The sequence below is a fragment of the Paenibacillus xanthanilyticus genome (genome assembly GCF_042682185.1).
In the GTDB taxonomy this organism is placed as follows: Bacteria; Bacillota; Bacilli; order Paenibacillales; family Paenibacillaceae; genus Paenibacillus_Z; species Paenibacillus_Z xanthanilyticus.
This window is the reverse complement of the sequence record NZ_JBHUHA010000002.1, coordinates 786,470-803,124: the sequence shown is the minus strand read 5'-3', so window position 1 is coordinate 803,124 and position 16,655 is coordinate 786,470. Positions and strand designations below refer to the sequence as shown.

Below are 16,655 nucleotides of genomic sequence, written 5' to 3'. Positions count from 1 at the left end.
GTAAGGACAAGGGAGAGAGACCGACGATGACGCAGGACATACACAAACTGAGCTTGAAAGAGAAAATCGGCCAGCTGTTCGTATTCGGCTTCCAAGGATACGAGCCTGCTCCGGAAATATTGGACTTAATCGAACGCTATGGGGTAGGCGGCGTGATCTACTTCACGCGCAATATCGTGGATGCCAAGCAGGTGCACGAGCTGTCGCAAAGCTTGAACGATGCCGGCCGGAAGGCCGGGCGGGTGCCGATGTTCATCGCGATCGACCAGGAAGGCGGCATGGTCGCCCGCTTGGTGAAAGGGATCACGCTGACGCCGGGCAACATGGCGCTCGGGGCGACGGGCGACGCCGATGCGGCAGGCGATACGGCGCGCATTAGCGGCGAGCAGCTGCGCGCGGTCGGCGTGAACTTGAACTTCGCGCCGGTCGTGGACGTCAACAATAATCCGGACAATCCGGTTATCAATGTGCGCTCTTACGGCGACAACGCCGAACTAGTCAGCGAATTCGGCCTTGCCGCGGTGCGGGGCTATCAGAGCGCTGGCGTCTCGGCGACGGTGAAGCACTTCCCCGGCCATGGTGATACGAATGTCGACTCCCACCACGCGCTCGCGATGCTGGCGCACGATCGGGCGCGGCTGGAGGAGATCGAGCTGGTGCCGTTCCGCAGAACGGCGGAAGACGCTGATTTCGTCATGACCGCGCACGTCGGCCTGCCGGCGCTCGACCCGTCCGGCGTGCCTTCCACGCTGTCGAAGCCGATCTTAACCGGCCTACTGCGCGAGGACATCGGCTACCAAGGCATCATCATCACGGACTGCTTGGAGATGGACGCGATCGACAAGAATTACGGACCGGGCAAAGGCTCGGTCATGGCGCTGCAGGCGGGCGCGGACATGGTGCTCGTCTCGCATACGCCGGCCAAGCACCGCGAGGCGCTGGCGGCCGTCGAAGCGGCGGTTGCCAGCGGCGAGCTGTCGGAGGAGCGGATCGACGCGTCCGTGAAGCGGATTCTGGCGGCGAAGGCCAAGCGCGGGCTTTACGAGCCGCTGAAGCCTTGGGCGGAGATCGAGGCGAGTCTCGATACGCCGGAGCAGCGTCAGGTCGTGGAGAAGTGGAGCGAGGCGTCCGTCACCCTCGTCAAGAACGAGGGCGGCCTGCTGCCGCTGCGCAAGGAGGCGAAGACGCTCGTGCTCTGGCCGGAGATTGTCGCCGTATCCGTAGCCGACGAGATGCTCTCCGAGGATGGGACGCTCGGCGCAAGGTTGGCGCATCGTCTCGCCGACGTGGTCGAGCGCAAAGTAACCGACCCAAGCGCGCTGGAGGGACTCGAGCAGTTCGAGCAAATCGTATTCGTCAGCTACGACGCGGCGAAATTCGCGGCGGAGCGCGCCATGGCCGCCAAGCTCGCGGAGCTGGCGCCAGACCGAACGGTTGCCGTCTCGGTGCGTAATCCCCTCGATCTGCTGCTGTACCCGGACGTAAAGGCGTTCCTCGCCGTCTACGAGTGCCGTCCGCTCGCGCTGGAGGCCGCAGCCAAGGCGTTGACGGGCGAGCTGGCGCCCGTTGGCCGGCTGCCGCTGCGCATCTCGGAGCAATATCCGCTCGGATGGCGCTGGCAGCAAGCATAAGCAAGCCGCAGTCATGATGGATTAGGATGGGCCGCGGCCTTAGGTGAACCTAGGGCGCGGCTCTTTTGCATGCAGCATTCATCATGGGGCGAATAACGGCAACGGCCGCAGGAAACAATTTAAGTAAGAGGTGTTGACATTGGTTTTAAATTGCGTTATCTTTAATTCAAGATAATTAAATCCAAAGCAAACAACGAGAAAGGAGCGGAGGAAACGATGCCGATCGAACTCAACCATGATCAAGCGGAATCGCTCAAGCTGTTCGTCGTGTTATCCAAGGCCTACAAGACGCTGATGGATCAAGCTGTGAAAGACATGAAGCAGCATCAGCTGTCGCCGTCGGAATTCACGATTCTCGAGGTGCTGTACAACAAAGGACGCATTCCGCTGCAGCAGATTGGCAGCAAGATTCTCGTCACGAGCGGCAGCGTCACTTACAATATCGACAAGCTGGAGAATCGCGGGCTGCTGAAGCGCGTTCCTTGCCCGGATGACCGGCGCGTCACGTTCGCCGAGATTACGGAAGCGGGCAGCGAGCTGTTCGATCGTATTTTTCCTCCGCACGCCGAAGTCATTCACGCCTTGACGGCAGGACTGGACAGGGAAGAGAAACGGTTGGCGACCGAGCTGCTGAAGAAGCTAGGCAAGGGGAGCGGCGCCGGATAGTTGCTAGGCATAAGAGCTGCACTCGGGAAGTCCTATGGCAAGCCGGGGGGCTTCTCCATAGGAATGGCAGGCAGCGGCCTGCAATTTCTTTTAACTGATATCTTAAATCAAAGATAATGAAATTTAAAATTCGCAGGAGGCGTAGTAATGTCCACATTCGAGGAAATCGTAAAGGAAAGAAGATCGGCGTCCAAGTTTCAACCCGGCATCGCGATTAGCGATGAAGAATTGAACGCGATGTTCGGCCTGGCCAAGTATGCGCCGTCCGCGTTCAATCTGCAGCACGCCAGATACGTCGTCGTACGGGACGAGGCGCTGAAGAACGGACCTGTCTACGAGGCGGCCGGCAAGCAGCACAAAGTTCGGTTGGCCTCCGCCGCCATCTTGGTGCTGGGTGACCTAGAAGCTTACAAGGACGCCGCTCGCATCAACGAAGGATTGCTGAACCTAGGCGTCATCAGCAAGCAGGAATACGATCGCACGGTCGAATCGGTGACGAGCTTCTACGAGGAACGCGGACCGGGATTCATGCGCGACGAGGGGATCCGCAACGCCAGCCTATCGGCGATGCAGTTCATGCTCATTGCCAAGGATAAGGGATGGGATACCTGCCCGATGATCGGATTCGATCCGGATCGCATGCGTGAAGCGCTCGGTATCCCGGAGCGTTACGTCCCCGCGCTGCTCATCACGATCGGCAAGGAAGACGAGAGCGGGCAGCGTCCGCGCGGGTACCGCAAGCCGGTGGCCGAGTTCGTATCGATAGACGGATTTGCGCAATAAACAATTGTCTGTAAGCGGCTAAATCTTATCCTAAGCCAACCCAAAACATAGGGCTCGCAGGAGCCCCTAAAAGGAGCGATTCTTATGACACTTCGTACATCCGGTATTCACCATATCACCGCATTTGCCCGCGACCCGCAAGCGAACGTCGATTTCTATGCGGGGGTGCTTGGCTTGCGACTGGTCAAAAAAACGATCAACTTCGACGCGCCCGAAGTCTACCACCTCTATTTCGGCAACGAAAATGGCAGCCCGGGCACGATTATCACGTTCTTCCCGTGGCCGAATTCCCGCAAAGGGCGGATCGGCGGCGGTCAGGTCGGCACGACGACGTACGTCATTCCGGAAGGCACCCTCAGCTTCTGGGCGGAGCGTCTGGCGAAACTCGGCGTGAAAGCGGAGCAGACGACCCGCTTCGGCGAAACGTTCCTCCAATTTGCCGACAATGAAGGTTTGCAGCTGGAGCTCGTGGAGCGCCGCGACGGCGAACCTAGTCAATGGTCGTTCGGCGGCATACCGGCGGACAAAGCGATCAAAGGCTTCGGCGGCGCAATTCTGTACAGCGTCAACCATGCGCAGACGGCCGATGTGCTCGTCAACGTCATGGGACTCGACAAAGTCGGCGAGGAAAAGGGGTACGCCCGCTTCCAATCCGAGGGGAATCTCGGTAACATCATAGATGTCCGGCTGGAAAATATGGCTTGGGGAGACGGCGGTGCGGGTACCGTTCATCACATCGCATGGCGCGCAAAAGATTTCGAGGAGCATGAAGCATGGCGCGAGCAGGTAGCCGGCCATGGCCTCGGCCCGACGCCGATCGTCGACCGCCAATACTTCAATGCCGTTTACTTCCGGGAAGGCGGCGGCATTCTGTTCGAGATCGCGACCGATCCTCCGGGCTTCGCTCGCGACGAGGCGCCGGAGACGCTCGGCGAGAAAGTGATGCTGCCCGAATGGTATGAGCCGCACCGCGCGGCGATCGAAGGCAATCTGCTGCCCATTCAAGTACGCGTATTGGAAGGTGATGAACAATGAGACATCTTTTCGAACCGGGAACGGACGCGAATGCGCCGACGCTGCTGCTGCTTCACGGCACGGGCGGCACGGAGCGGGATATGCTTGGACTCGGGCGCATGATCTCGCCCGGCTCCTCGCTGCTTAGCGTAAGAGGCAATGTGCTGGAGAACGGGATGCCGCGGTTTTTCCGCCGGCTTGCCGAAGGGGTCTTCGATATCGAGGATCTGATCGCCCGTACGGAAGAACTGTACGGCTTCCTGGATGAAGCGTCCGCCCAGCACGGATTCGATCGCGGCAATGTCGTCGCGGTCGGCTACTCCAACGGGGCGAACATTGCAGGGTCCCTGCTCTTCCACCACGCCAATTCGCTGCGCGGCGCGATTCTGCACCATCCGATGGTGCCGCGGCGCGGGGTAGACATCCCGTCCTTGAGCGGGGTGCCGGTGTTCATCGGCGCCGGCACGAACGATCCGATCTGCACCCGCTCGGAATCGGATGAGCTCATTTCGCTGCTGGAAGGCGCTGGCGCGACCGTAACCGCGCATTGGGAGCAAGCCGGCCATCAGCTGACCCGTACTGAAGCACAGGCGGCGGCGGAATGGTTCCAGGCGTCCTTCGGCGCCGGTGTCGGCCAATGATCACGATCGATCCGGCGCTTCATAGCGAACGCGACGTCTACAAGCTGATGATCGGCAGCATCGTACCCCGGCCGATCGCCTGGGTGACGACGCTCTCGGAGAGCGGGGTGCTGAATGCCGCGCCGTTCAGCTACTTCTCCATCGTCTCCAGCAACCCGCCGCTGCTTGGCGTGTCGATCCAGCGCAAGGCGGGCGAGATGAAAGACACCGCGCGCAACGCGATCGCCCGCGGCGAGCTGGTCATCCATATCGTCGACGAGGAGAACGTGGCTCAGGCGAATCAGACGGCCGCCAATCTGCCGCCGGATCAGAGCGAAGCCGAGCTGGCCGGCTTGACGGCTGTGCCGAGCGAAGCGATCGCGGTCCCGGGTCTCGCCGAAGCCAAAATCAGGATGGAGTGCGTGCTTGATCAGGTCGTGCCGATTAGCCGGCCGGGCGAGATGGAGCCGACGGGCGACCTGCTCCTTGCCCGCGTCGTCCGGTTCCACGTCGCGGAGAGCGTCTACCAGGACGGCCGCATCGACGCCGGCAAGCTGCAGCCGGTCAGCCGGATGGCCGGCAACGACTATGCGGCGTTGGGCCGACTGTTCACCATCGATCGGCCTATATAAAAGACGAAATCCCCTGTCAGCGTGCGACGACGCCGGCAGGGGATTTTGATTTTGGTTTGCGCGGATGCGTCGCGCTTACGCTGGCGGACTGTCGCTTCGCACCATCCGGTCGAACAACGCGATCAGCTCGTCGATATAAGCTTCCAAGTCGACGTCATCCGTCAGCTTCTTATTGAACATATATTCACCGATTGCGCCTTGAATCACGGAAGCCATGATCTGCGCGTTAAAGCTGCGGAATTCGCCGCGCGACTGTCCATTGGTCAGGATACGCTGCAGCTCGGCCGCCAGCGGATCTTCATCGTCGTCGCCGATTTTGTAATACGGTACATTGTCCGGCGTGCGCGCGTGGAAAATAATCTCGATCAGCGCCGTGCTGTGTCTCGGCCGGGTCGCCTGGTAGGCAAGACTGGCGGCGATATAGGCGTGGAGCTTCTCCGCGTTCGTGGATGCCGCGCGCGTTCGCTCCAGCACGTAACCGGCCGAATCGCTGACCAGCGCCATGAGCGTGTAGTCCATCAGCTCGTTTTTGTCCTTGAAGTGGTAGGAGATCAGCGCCGTGCTGATTTCAGCCCGTTTGGCGATTTGCGCCAGGCTCGCGCTCGCGAACCCGATCTCGTCGAGCGTCGTGATGGCCGCATCGACAATCTGGGCCCGGCGCGCTTCCGTGATGAACGATTGCTTCTCTTCGGTCTTCTTGCTCATGCGTGTTTCCTCCCCCGACAGCGAAGCAGGCCGCCAGTCGGTCATTTCGAGTGCGATTTGGCTTTCTTGCTCCATTGTACGAGCTGAACAATGGCGATGACAACCACGACGTTAATCACGATTTGGAGCGGGTGGGCTTCAATCTGTTCGGGCATCCGTTCGACGATCGAACCATCGAACAACCGGCCGACCAAGAAGACGATGACGATCAGCAGGCGCAGCGCGAATACGACCGGGATCATGCCGAGCGCCATTTGAAACAGCGGCTTGCCATGCTCGCTGCGCGCGAGGATAAGCGCGGAAGCGGCGAGCGCCATAATGCCGCCCAGCGCCATGAGCGCCGGCTGAATCCAGCGGTACCAGGGCAGGTCGGCGGCTTGCCAATGGTCGGCGTAGAAAAACCAGACGGCCCATAAGGCGAGGACGCCTGCGGCGGCGCTTAACGCCGCGAACCACTTACGGTCCGTTTCCTTGACGGATGCGGTGCTTGCTTTCGATTCACTCATGTTCATTTCCCCTTTCGAATAATTGCCGATTGTTCGAAGGCAGCGGCCAGACTAGAGAATGAGATTCGAATACTGGTTCAATGAATTGATCGAATGAACTAGATATTATGTGAACAATCATAAAACTGATTACTTGATCAAATTATAGATCGTGTGAACAACCGGTGTCAACGGCGCGATAAAAAATCCCCGAACAAAGGGCCTTCGCCCAATGCTCGGGGATTTCGTTCATCTGCTCATTTTGCTCGTCGGCTGTTCGCCGCGAGACGCCTCGCTCACTCGTCCTCCGACAATTCGTCGAGCGTCTTGCTGAAGGCGCTGGCCATATGATCGAGGAACCATTCGGTCTCCTGCATGCCCAACTTGCTAAGCGACTGCTCGATCTGACCTTTGGCCACGGCGAATTCGCGGTTGCCGGAGGACAGCTCGGACAGACACTTGATATAGGCGTCGAGCAGATCGGCCGCCTTGACGATGCGCCGCAGCTCCAGCTCCTCGGCATCCGGAGGCGGGGCGTCCGGCGCATGCTGGCCGAGCTCCCGCAGCAGCGGCTCGTAAGCAGCCTTGAGCGGGTCTGGCACCATGCCCATCAGCCGCTCGCCGGCCATCGCCTCGAGCTCCCGAAAATTCGAGAGCATGCGCGGATTGTGATGCTTGACCGGCGTCGGGATATCCCCGGTGAACACCTCGGTCGCGTCGTGGAACAAAGCGATCGTCGCCGCGCGCTCGGCGTTTAGCGAACGGCCGAACACGCGGTTGCCGATCTCGCACAGCAGGTGGGCGAGCAGGGCGACGTGATAGGAATGCTCGGCGACATTCTCGCGCGTCGTGTTGCGCATGAGGCTCCATCTTTTTATATATCGCAGCCGGTACAGGTAAGCGACAAAGTGATTTTCCAAGCGCGTTCTCTCTCCCTTGCGGATGGTTCTCCTATCGCGGAGGTCTATGCTATTATAGTATTATACCAGTTTTGCGAATAGAGAGAGGAGCAGCATCGTTCATGCAACATTTTGAAGAGAGCGTTTACAAGCTCATCGTCGAAACCTCCACGAACCTGCCGGGCGACGTCCGTAAGGTGATCCAAGCCGCGCAGGAAGCGGAAGACCGCGCCACGCGCGCCGGGTTGTCCCTATCCACGATCGCCACGAATATTGAGATGGCCGAATGCAACGTCTCCCCGATCTGCCAAGATACCGGGATGCCGACGTTCGTCGTGCATACGCCCGTCGGGGCGAACCAGATTGTCATGAAGAAGCAGATCCGCAGCGCGATCGCGCGCGCCACGAAGGACGGCAAGCTGCGCACCAACTCGGTCGATTCGCTGACAGGCGCGAACACGGGCGACAACCTCGGTCCCGGCACGCCGGTCATCCACTTCGAGCAATGGGAGAAGGACGATGTCGATATTCGCCTGATCCTCAAAGGCGGCGGCTGCGAGAACAAGAACATTCAGTACAGCCTGCCGACCGAGCTGGAAGGCTTGGGCAAGGCAGGACGCGATCTTGACGGCATCCGCAAGTGCATTATGCACGCGGTATACCAAGCGCAGGGCCAAGGCTGCAGCGCGGGCTTCATCGGCGTCGGCATCGGCGGCGACCGCACGACCGGCTACGAGCTGGCCAAGCAGCAGCTGTTCCGTCCCGTCGACGATACGAACGACATCCCGGAGCTGGCGCAGCTGGAAGACTACGTGCTGGAGCATGCCAACAAGCTCGGCATCGGCACAATGGGCTTCGGCGGCAACGTGACGCTGCTCGGCTGCAAGGTCGGGGTCATGAATCGGCTGCCGGCGAGCTTCTTTGTCTCCGTCGCTTACAACTGCTGGGCTTACCGCCGTCAAGGCGCCTTGCTGAACGCGGAGACGGGCGAGATCAAATCGTGGATCTATCCGTCCGGATCGGATACGCCGATGAAGAACGAGGCGGCGGACGAGGCGGCAGCCTCGGTATCCACGCAGCCTGAGCGCCGCGAGGTGGTGCTGACCACGCCAATCACGGAGGAGCAGATCCGCTCGCTCAAGGTCGGCGACGTCGTCATCATCAACGGCGAGATGCATACCGGCCGGGACGCGCTGCATAAGCATCTGATGGACCACGACGCGCCGATCGACCTGAACGGCGCGGCCATCTATCATTGCGGGCCGGTTATGCTGAAGGATGAAGCGGGACAATGGCACGTGAAGGCGGCCGGCCCGACGACGAGTATCCGCGAGGAGCCTTATCAGGGCGACATCATCAAGAAGTTCGGCATCCGCGCGGTCATCGGCAAGGGCGGCATGGGACCGAAGACGCTGAAGGCGCTCCAAGAGCACGGCGCGGTCTATCTGAACGCGATCGGCGGCGCGGCGCAATATTACGCCGAGTGCTTCAAGAACGTCAACGGCGTCGACTTCATGGAATTCGGCATTCCGGAGGCGATGTGGCATTTGCAGACCGAAGGGTTCGCCGCGATCGTCACGATGGACTCGCATGGCAATAGCTTGCACGCCGATGTGGAGAAGGATTCGTTCGCGAAGCTGGCCGAATTCAAAGAGCCGGTGTTCAAATAAGCCATCCGCCGCGGCGATGGCCAAGACTAGATATAAATGAGGGATGCGCGTGCGCAATTTCGGCCTGGCATTCAATAAGAAATTCGAACAATGGATGTTTCTCATTATCCCGGGATGTCTCATCCTGGGATTTCTTTTTTCCGGCGCCCTTGCGCGATTCGCCGGCACCGTCCCGTATTTGTTCGCCTACGTGACGTTCGTGATGGCCATCGGCTGCGGTATCAAGCATCTCGCGGCGGTGATGAAGCGGCCCGGCGTGATGGCGTGGACGTTAGTCCTCACCCATGTCGTGTCTCCGCTTATCGCTTACGGATTGGGCACGCTCGTCTTCGGCGCAGACTCCCCGTACGTCGTCGGCTTCGTCTTGTTCACGATCATTCCGCTCGGTGTCTCGACCGTGCTGTGGGTGGGCATGTCGGGCGGCAGCGTCCCGTTGATTCTGGCCATGGTCGTCATCGACTCTGCGTTAAGTCCGTTCGTCGTACCGGCTGGCATCCATCTCCTGTTCCGCGAGAGCGTCGAGACCGATACGGCGCAGATGATCTTCGATTTATTGACGATCATCGTGGTGCCCACCCTCGTCGGCGTCCTGCTGCACGACCTCACCAAAGGGCGCATTCAACCCGCGATTCAGCCCTACGCGGCGCCGCTTTCCAAAATTTGCTTCGCCCTTGTTGTCCTGCTGAACGCGGCGGCGATCGCCCCGCAGGCTTCGGCGCTGAAGGACGATTTGCTGCGGATCGTGCCGCTGGCGGTCTTAATGGTCGGGATTTGCTACGCGGTGGGCTTCCTCGGCGCATTGCCTTACCGGAACCGGGAGATGCTGACGACGGTCTCTTACGCCTCGGGCATGCGCAATATTTCGCTTGGCATTGTGCTGGCCATGGGTTACTTCAGTCCGCTCGCCGCGGTTCCCGTCGTCCTGTCGATTCTGATCCAGCAGCCGCTTGCGACGCTCCATCATGCCGTTTTACACAAACTTTACAATCGGAAGGCTGGCGTTCATAGCCCATGACGAGTACGATAGGGGACAGGAAACGGTGGAGGATACGGAAAATGAATAGTTTTCGGTTTCGATTGACCTTCGCAATGGTCGCGCTGATCGGCTTGTCGGTACTGGCCGCGGGCATTGTGATGGGCAACACATTCAAGCAAAATCATATTAACGCGCTGGAAGCCAGCATGGTGCGGGAGATGCGGATTATTCTGGACGGCATGGCGTGGCAGGACGCCGACGCCGGCACGCCGTTCGATTATTATACCGAGCAGGCGCAGCACTTAAAGGAAACGACGGAATCGCGCGTCACGTTCATTCGCGGCGACGGCGTCGTGCTCGGCGATTCGGATCATGATCCCCGCACGATGGATAACCACGCCGAACGAACGGAGATCGTGGAAGCGGGGCGCGACGGCGTCGGCCGCGCGATCCGTCACTCGGATACGCTGGACGAGAATTTGCTGTATGTCGCGATCGAGGCGGAACGCGGACAACCGGATAAGGGTTATATCCGGTTGGCGCTTAGCCTGGCGGCGGTCGAAGCGAGCATGAGCCGCATCTGGAGCGCGCTCATTATCGGCTTGCTTGTGCTGTTCATCGTCGCGGCGCTGGTCAGCTACCGGCTCGCGAGCGGGCTGACGCGGCCGCTGGAGCAGATCACGGCGGCGGCCAAACGAATCAAGAGCATGGATTACCAGGCACGGGTCAACGTGAAAAATCACGACGAAATCGGCGAACTCGGACAAGCGCTCAACGCGATGGCCGAAAGTCTGCAAATTCAGATGGCTCGCATTCATCAGAACGAGAATCAGCTGGAAAGCGTCCTGGACAACATGATCAACGGCATCGTCATGATCGACCGCGCGGGGCGAATGGTGCTGATCAACCGGCGGGCGGAAGAAGTGCTCGGGTTTCATGCCGGAGAGATGGTCGGCCGTCATTATACGGAAGCCAAGCAGCAGTACGAGCTGACGCAGATTATCCAGGATGGTCTGGAGCATCGGGAGCATGTGCGGGAAGAGATTACGTTCTATTTCCCGGAGGAGCGGCTGCTTGATCTCAACCTGGTGCCGATTTTCGAGGACGGCTCGGAATTCGGCGGCGTGCTGCTCGTCCTGCAGGACGTCTCGGCGATTCGGCGTCTCGAGCGGATGCGAAGCGAATTCGTCGCCAATGTGTCTCATGAGTTGAAGACGCCGGTCGCAGCGGTGAAGGGATTCGCCGAAACGCTGCTGAGCGGCGCGGTGAACGATCCGGAGATCACCAAATCGTTCCTGCAGATCATCTACGACGAGAGCGAACGGCTCAACCGGCTGATCGGCGATATTCTCGAGCTGTCGAAGATCGAATCGCGACGGGTGCCGCTGCAATTCTCGCCGATCGAGCTGCCGTCATTCATCTCGAAGACGGTGGAAGTGATGACGAGCGAAGCGGCGCGCAAGCATATCAACCTGTCTATGCGGGTCGAGCCGGGGCTGTTCGTGGAGGCGGACGAGGATCGCTTGCGACAAATCGTCATGAACCTGCTGGCCAACGGCATCAGCTATACGCCGGAAGGCGGCAAGGTATCGATCAGCGTGCAGCCGCTCGTCGACGGGCGGCCCGTGAGCGGCGGAGACGAGCCGGACTACGACTACATTCGTATCAGCATTTCGGATACGGGCATCGGCATTCCGAAGAAAGACCTGCCGCGCATCTTCGAGCGGTTCTACCGCGTCGACAAGGCGCGTTCGCGGAGTTCGGGCGGTACGGGTCTCGGCTTGTCCATCGTGAAGCACTTGGTCGAGCTGCACCATGGCACGATTTCGGTCGAGAGCACGGTCGGAATCGGATCGACGTTCATCATCGATATGCCGGTAATTCAATAGATTTCATGGAGAGCGGGAAGAGAGATAAAGGTTTACCCGCTCTTCATAGAATGATATGATTGGCTTGTAAAGAAGCCAAAAATAGTGCAAAACAATGCGAAACTTGGGGGTTCTCATGTCGCAAAAGGTATTAGTCATCGAAGACGAACCGACGCTCGCGCGATTGCTTTCCTACAACCTGACGCAAGAAGGGTACGACACAACGGTAATCGAGCATGGCGTAGAAGGGCTGCAGGCCGCATTGCAGCGTTCGTTCGACCTCATTATTCTGGACATTATGCTGCCTGGCATGAACGGATTCGAGATCTTATCGCGTCTGCGCCAAAGCGGCAACGGCACGCCGGTCATCGTCCTGACGGCGCGCAACGCCGAGGAGGAAGTCGTGCAGGGCTTGAAGCGCGGCGCGGACGATTATATTACGAAGCCGTTCGGCGTCGCGGAGCTGCTCGCCCGCGTATCGGCCGTGCTGCGGCGCACGGGGCCGGAGCAGGACGGCAAGGCAGCGGAATCCTCGGATAAAGTCATTTCCGCCGGAGAACTGTCGATTTTCCCCGAAAGGTACGAGGTTATTCTTGCCGGGGAAACCGTACCGCTTCGTCCGAAGGAATTCGAAGTATTGCTTTATCTGGTGCAGCGCCCCGGCATGGTCATTACCCGCGACGATCTGATGAACGTCGTCTGGGGCTTCGACTACATCGGCGGTCAGCGCACGGTCGACGTGCACGTCAGCTCGCTGCGCAAGAAGCTGGAGCTCGGTCAGCAATCGGTGCAGATCGAATCCATTCGCGGCGTCGGCTACAAGCTCGTCATGCCCAAGAAGCTCGGTTCGTCCAAATAGACGGCCGGGCTTTTTGCATACCTAGAATCCGAGTCAACTTCCTCCGCTTGCGGCGCTTAGGCGGAGTGGTTTGTTTCGAGTCGGCGCGATCGCTGTAAGAATATCTATCACCTATCGCCGCTTACATATTCGATGGCCCCTGAGGACAACCTACAACCAAATGCTTCCATCAGTATTAGGCAAAGGAGAGGATTCGCATGAAATCGAACGATACAGGCAAAAAACGGGATGATCAGACGGCCGTCGATACGGCGGGACTGCCGATTTTCCCGTACCGCGAAGATATATCGGCGACGAAGTCGATTGATCCGGTCGTCGAGGAGATCATGGACAATGTTGAGCATACATTCGTCGATGACGAAGCTGACGGCGAAGGCACGACCCGAACGAAGCGGGACAATGATTAAATATGTGAACGGTTGGTTCGCGATCGCGAGCGCATACGTGCTGTGCTTCTTCGCGTCCGGGACGGCGTGCGCGATGCTGTCCCGGCAGCCGATCGACCGGTACGACTTGGCCGGCGTCTGGATCGGCGCTGTCATGGTGGTCGTTCCCTATGCGCTTGCCGGGCTGTACGTATACCAACAATGGGGACGGTCAATTCGGCAAGCATTCGCGTTCGGCTTGACGCTGGTGATGGGCGAACGGCTGGGCATTCTGTTCTTCGGATCGGTCTTCGTTGCGGCAGGAGGTGACGGCGGCGGCAATGGCGTCGTCACCTGGCGCAGCGTGATCGACTTTGTGTGGGCGGAGGCGCTGCCGTATTTTACGCCGATTTATATTTACTGCGGCGGAATTAGCATCATCGTGTGCGTCGTCTCGGCGGTTGCGATATGGCCGAAATACGTGCGACCCTTGCAGCCGAGCCCATCGGCAGGATAAATGGTTGCGGCAAGGCGCGTACCCTTCCGCCTTCGCATGGAAAAGCCGTGGAGAGATAACTGTCTCTCCACGGCTTTTCGTGAGGTTAGGGCTCGCTTTGGCTGTGGTTGGCCGCTAACCGAACGACGGATTCGCCGCCATCGGCAGTATACTCGACCGTGTAGTCGTAAGCTTCCGCAATGGCGCGTAGCGGCAAATAAACATGCCCGTTCGTAAGGAGCATCTCTTGCGTAATCTCAAAGCGTTCATCCCGCACGTGATCATAAAAAGCCTTCTCGCCCGCGACCATCGTAAATCCGTCGCTGCGCTCCCCGACTGCGTTCAGATCGAAGGCCTGGATGAGTAAGCGCCGTTCGACGGGGTTCCAAGCAATCCCCTTAGAGACCGTGTCGAAGGGCACCAAAATGGAGAGCAGGAGAGGAGATACATACAGCACGTTATCTTGCGCGACATAGTCGGAGCGCTCCAAATCTCGCTTCTCGCCGTTCGCGTATTCGATCCTGATCCCTTTCGCTGGTTCGGCTGCATAGGCTGGCAAGGCTCCTGCCGCGCAGAGGAATGCAAGCACGGCCGTTAATCCGATTCGCTTCAATTTCACGGTATCGCTCCTTATTGTGGTAATAAACGGGATACCAATTTGACGTTTGGTCCCTGCGAATAGTTCCAAGTCCACGCGAAAAAGCCCGCCGTCCGTCTCTGTCGGAGACGAACGCGGGCTTTATTGCCGGTTCCAGGCGAGCATTCGCTTCTGGAACTGCTTCGGCGAGCAATCGTTGTATTTCTTGAACATTTTATAGAAATGCGCCATGTTCGGCATGCCAATCCGGTCGCCTACTTCCGAGACGCTCATGTCCTTGGTGAGCAGGATGCGTTCGGCCCACTTGATTTTGCGGTAATTCACGTATTCGGTGAACGAAAGGCCGATCGCTTTCTTGAAAAATTTGACGAAATAATAATAGCTCATGTTGGCCAGCTTGCATACTTCCTCCACCTGAATGCGGTCGGTCAAATGCGTCTCGACGTAATCGAGCACGCCGCGCAGCCGCGCCCGGTCGAAGTCTTCGCTCTCGGCGAGCATCTTCTTGGTGTCGCTGCGGATGAGCAGCAGGAGCAGCTTCTTGATCAACATGCTGACGGCCAGCTCATAGCCCGTCTGCTTCGTCGTCGCCTCCTGCAGAATCGAGCGGATGCACTCGGCGGCTTCCGCCTTCGCATGGGCATTCTCGCGGAAGATGTAGTTCGCTTGGCTGAGCGGGTTCTTCGTCTCGGAGAAAAACCGCATGTACGGCATGGAGCTGTGGTCGAAAAATTGCTCCAGGTCGAATTGCAGCACGATATAGTGCATCGGCACGCCAATGCTGCGGTCGCGATGCAGCTGGTTGGCGCCGATGATCGCGACGTCGCCGGCCTCCAGACGGACGCTTTCGTCGTCGATATACACGTCCAGAATGCCGTCCGTGACGAGCAAGAGCTCGAGTTCCCGGTGATGGTGCCAGTCAATGTAAAAATCGTGCATGCGCTCGGATTGAAATATTTTAAGAGACAAGAGAGGGTTTTCATAGACAACCTTCTCGTTGTAGAATTCCACGTGATCACCCCTGCAACAACAAAATGGCATAAAACGATCGCAAGATCCGCGATTACTAATCCATGCTTGTTTGAACTATACTTATTCTAGTTCATTGAGGTTCAATGGCACAACGCAAAATTACAGGATGGCGCTATAATAAACCGGATCTTTGGAGGGTAAATCAAATGGCACAAGCACAAGTACGCATCGGCATCATCGGCTGCGGCGGGATTGCGAACGGCAAACATATGCCGGCGCTGGCGAAAGTCGCCGAAGCGCAAATGGTCGCGTTCTGCGACATCGAAGCCGAGCGCGCGGTGAAAGCGAAGGAAACGTACGGCACGAGCGACGCGGTCGTCTTCACGGATTACCGCGAACTGCTAAAGGACGAGACGATCGAGGTCGTCCATATTTGCACGCCGAACGACTCCCATGCCGAAATTACGGTGGCCGCGCTCGAAGCGGGCAAGCACGTTCTGTGCGAGAAGCCGATGGCGAAGACGGCCGCGGATGCGCGCCTTATGCTCGAAGCGGCGAAGCGCACGGGCAAGAAGCTGAGCATCGGCTATCAAAACCGGTTCCGCGCGGACTCCCGCTATTTGAAGGAAGCTTGCGACCGGGAAGAGCTGGGCGAGGTGTACTTCGCCAAGGCGCACGCGATCCGCAGACGCGCGGTGCCGACGTGGGGCGTGTTCCTCGACGAGGAGAAGCAAGGCGGCGGACCGCTGATCGACATCGGCACGCATGCGCTTGATCTGGCGCTCTGGATGATGAACAACTACAAGCCGAAGGTCGTCCTCGGACGGGCTTACCATAAGCTGTCCCAGAACGAGAACGCGGCCAACGCGTGGGGCCCGTGGGATCCGGCGCAGTTCACGGTCGAAGACTCGGCGTTCGCGATGATCACGATGGAGAACGGCGCGTCAATCGTGCTCGAATCGAGCTGGGCGCTCAATTCGCTCGAAGTCGACGAAGCGAAAGTGACGCTCTGCGGCACCAAAGCGGGCGCGGACATGAAGCAAGGTCTTCGCATCAACGGCGAAGAGAATAGCCGCTTGTACACGAAGGATATCGAGCTGAAAAGCGGCGGCGTGGCCTTCTACGAGGGCGCAAGCGACGACCCGGCCGAGCTGGAAGCTCGCGCATGGATCGATGCCGTGCTGAACGACAAGGATCCGGTCGTAACGCCGGAGCAGGCGCTGGTCGTATCCGAGATTCTCGAGGCGATCTACGAATCCTCCAAGACGGGCAAAGCGATTTATTTCGAATAAGACCGAAGATCTTCAATTTATTGAGCATCCGCGTGCGGCACGAGCTGCAAGCGGATGTTTTTTTGTTGCTAAGGAAATTACGCAACCATTCAAGTTCTGAAAAAAACGTAAAGCGTGTCCGCGG

18 protein-coding genes are annotated in these 16,655 nt (G+C 58.8%); 13 read left to right on the top strand and 5 right to left on the bottom strand.

Features of this window, described 5'->3' with window-relative positions:
• Positions 1 to 26: 26 nt before the first annotated feature.
• The 6 genes from ACFSKT_RS20615 to ACFSKT_RS20590 all read left to right on the top strand — a co-directional run bounded on the left by ACFSKT_RS20615 (position 27) and on the right by ACFSKT_RS20590 (position 5,346).
• The gene (locus ACFSKT_RS20615) at positions 27 to 1,631 is read left to right on the top strand and encodes a glycoside hydrolase family 3 protein (protein ID WP_377718335.1); all 1,605 of its coding nucleotides are present in this window, start codon (positions 27 to 29) and stop codon (positions 1,629 to 1,631) included.
• A 216-nt stretch (positions 1,632 to 1,847) separates the two neighbouring features.
• The gene (locus tag ACFSKT_RS20610; protein ID WP_377718336.1) at positions 1,848 to 2,297 is read left to right on the top strand and encodes a MarR family winged helix-turn-helix transcriptional regulator; all 450 of its coding nucleotides are present in this window, start codon (positions 1,848 to 1,850) and stop codon (positions 2,295 to 2,297) included.
• Between the two features lie 147 nt (positions 2,298 to 2,444).
• Positions 2,445 to 3,080, top strand: coding sequence for a nitroreductase family protein (locus ACFSKT_RS20605; protein WP_377718337.1), 636 nt, complete (start codon positions 2,445 to 2,447; stop codon positions 3,078 to 3,080).
• Between the two features lie 84 nt (positions 3,081 to 3,164).
• The gene (locus ACFSKT_RS20600) at positions 3,165 to 4,115 is read left to right on the top strand and encodes a ring-cleaving dioxygenase (protein WP_377718338.1); all 951 of its coding nucleotides are present in this window, start codon (positions 3,165 to 3,167) and stop codon (positions 4,113 to 4,115) included.
• On the top strand, positions 4,112 to 4,735 hold the full coding sequence (locus ACFSKT_RS20595; RefSeq protein WP_377718339.1) for an alpha/beta hydrolase: 624 nt from the start codon (positions 4,112 to 4,114) through the stop codon (positions 4,733 to 4,735). The genes ACFSKT_RS20600 and ACFSKT_RS20595 overlap by 4 nt, the downstream gene beginning before the upstream one ends.
• A complete protein-coding gene (locus tag ACFSKT_RS20590) occupies positions 4,732 to 5,346 on the top strand; it encodes a flavin reductase family protein (RefSeq protein ID WP_377718340.1) in 615 nt (204 codons plus the stop codon). Before ACFSKT_RS20595 ends, ACFSKT_RS20590 begins: the two co-directional genes overlap by 4 nt.
• Positions 5,347 to 5,421: 75 nt before the next feature.
• On the opposite strand, the gene ACFSKT_RS20585 is transcribed toward ACFSKT_RS20590, so the two are convergent.
• The 3 genes from ACFSKT_RS20585 to yfbR all read right to left on the bottom strand — a co-directional run bounded on the left by ACFSKT_RS20585 (position 5,422) and on the right by yfbR (position 7,456).
• On the bottom strand, positions 5,422 to 6,051 hold the full coding sequence (locus ACFSKT_RS20585; protein ID WP_377718341.1) for a TetR family transcriptional regulator: 630 nt from the start codon (positions 6,049 to 6,051) through the stop codon (positions 5,422 to 5,424).
• A 41-nt stretch (positions 6,052 to 6,092) separates the two neighbouring features.
• Positions 6,093 to 6,557 (bottom strand): hypothetical protein, encoded by a 465-nt coding sequence (locus ACFSKT_RS20580; RefSeq protein WP_377718342.1) that lies wholly within the window; start codon positions 6,555 to 6,557, stop codon positions 6,093 to 6,095.
• A 275-nt stretch (positions 6,558 to 6,832) separates the two neighbouring features.
• Positions 6,833 to 7,456, bottom strand: coding sequence for a 5'-deoxynucleotidase (yfbR, locus tag ACFSKT_RS20575; RefSeq protein ID WP_377718343.1), 624 nt, complete (start codon positions 7,454 to 7,456; stop codon positions 6,833 to 6,835).
• 101 nt (positions 7,457 to 7,557) lie between these two features.
• Between yfbR and ACFSKT_RS20570 the strand changes: the two genes are divergently transcribed.
• The 6 genes from ACFSKT_RS20570 (at position 7,558) to ACFSKT_RS20545 (ending at position 13,690) form a co-directional block, all read left to right on the top strand.
• The gene (locus ACFSKT_RS20570; RefSeq protein ID WP_377718344.1) at positions 7,558 to 9,105 is read left to right on the top strand and encodes a fumarate hydratase; all 1,548 of its coding nucleotides are present in this window, start codon (positions 7,558 to 7,560) and stop codon (positions 9,103 to 9,105) included.
• A gap of 49 nt (positions 9,106 to 9,154) precedes the next feature.
• Positions 9,155 to 10,120, top strand: coding sequence for a bile acid:sodium symporter family protein (locus ACFSKT_RS20565; protein WP_377718345.1), 966 nt, complete (start codon positions 9,155 to 9,157; stop codon positions 10,118 to 10,120).
• A gap of 41 nt (positions 10,121 to 10,161) precedes the next feature.
• Positions 10,162 to 11,970, top strand: a complete 1,809-nt coding sequence (pnpS, locus tag ACFSKT_RS20560) for a two-component system histidine kinase PnpS (RefSeq protein WP_377718346.1) — start codon at positions 10,162 to 10,164, stop codon at positions 11,968 to 11,970.
• A 115-nt stretch (positions 11,971 to 12,085) separates the two neighbouring features.
• On the top strand, positions 12,086 to 12,808 hold the full coding sequence (locus ACFSKT_RS20555) for a response regulator transcription factor (RefSeq protein WP_377718347.1): 723 nt from the start codon (positions 12,086 to 12,088) through the stop codon (positions 12,806 to 12,808).
• A 197-nt stretch (positions 12,809 to 13,005) separates the two neighbouring features.
• Positions 13,006 to 13,215, top strand: coding sequence for a hypothetical protein (locus ACFSKT_RS20550; protein ID WP_377718348.1), 210 nt, complete (start codon positions 13,006 to 13,008; stop codon positions 13,213 to 13,215).
• The gene (locus ACFSKT_RS20545; RefSeq protein ID WP_377718349.1) at positions 13,208 to 13,690 is read left to right on the top strand and encodes a hypothetical protein; all 483 of its coding nucleotides are present in this window, start codon (positions 13,208 to 13,210) and stop codon (positions 13,688 to 13,690) included. The genes ACFSKT_RS20550 and ACFSKT_RS20545 overlap by 8 nt, the downstream gene beginning before the upstream one ends.
• An 85-nt stretch (positions 13,691 to 13,775) precedes the next feature.
• Here ACFSKT_RS20545 and ACFSKT_RS20540 read toward each other — a convergent pair whose 3' ends face one another.
• Positions 13,776 to 14,288 carry a hypothetical protein gene (locus tag ACFSKT_RS20540; protein WP_377718350.1) on the bottom strand — a complete coding sequence of 171 codons (513 nt, stop codon included), beginning with the start codon at positions 14,286 to 14,288 and terminating at the stop codon, positions 13,776 to 13,778.
• A gap of 120 nt (positions 14,289 to 14,408) precedes the next feature.
• Positions 14,409 to 15,278 (bottom strand): helix-turn-helix domain-containing protein, encoded by an 870-nt coding sequence (locus tag ACFSKT_RS20535; protein ID WP_377718351.1) that lies wholly within the window; start codon positions 15,276 to 15,278, stop codon positions 14,409 to 14,411.
• Positions 15,279 to 15,445: 167 nt separating this feature from the next.
• Between ACFSKT_RS20535 and ACFSKT_RS20530 the strand changes: the two genes are divergently transcribed.
• A complete protein-coding gene (locus tag ACFSKT_RS20530; RefSeq protein ID WP_377718352.1) occupies positions 15,446 to 16,531 on the top strand; it encodes a Gfo/Idh/MocA family protein in 1,086 nt (361 codons plus the stop codon).
• The last annotated feature ends 124 nt before the right edge of the window (positions 16,532 to 16,655 follow it).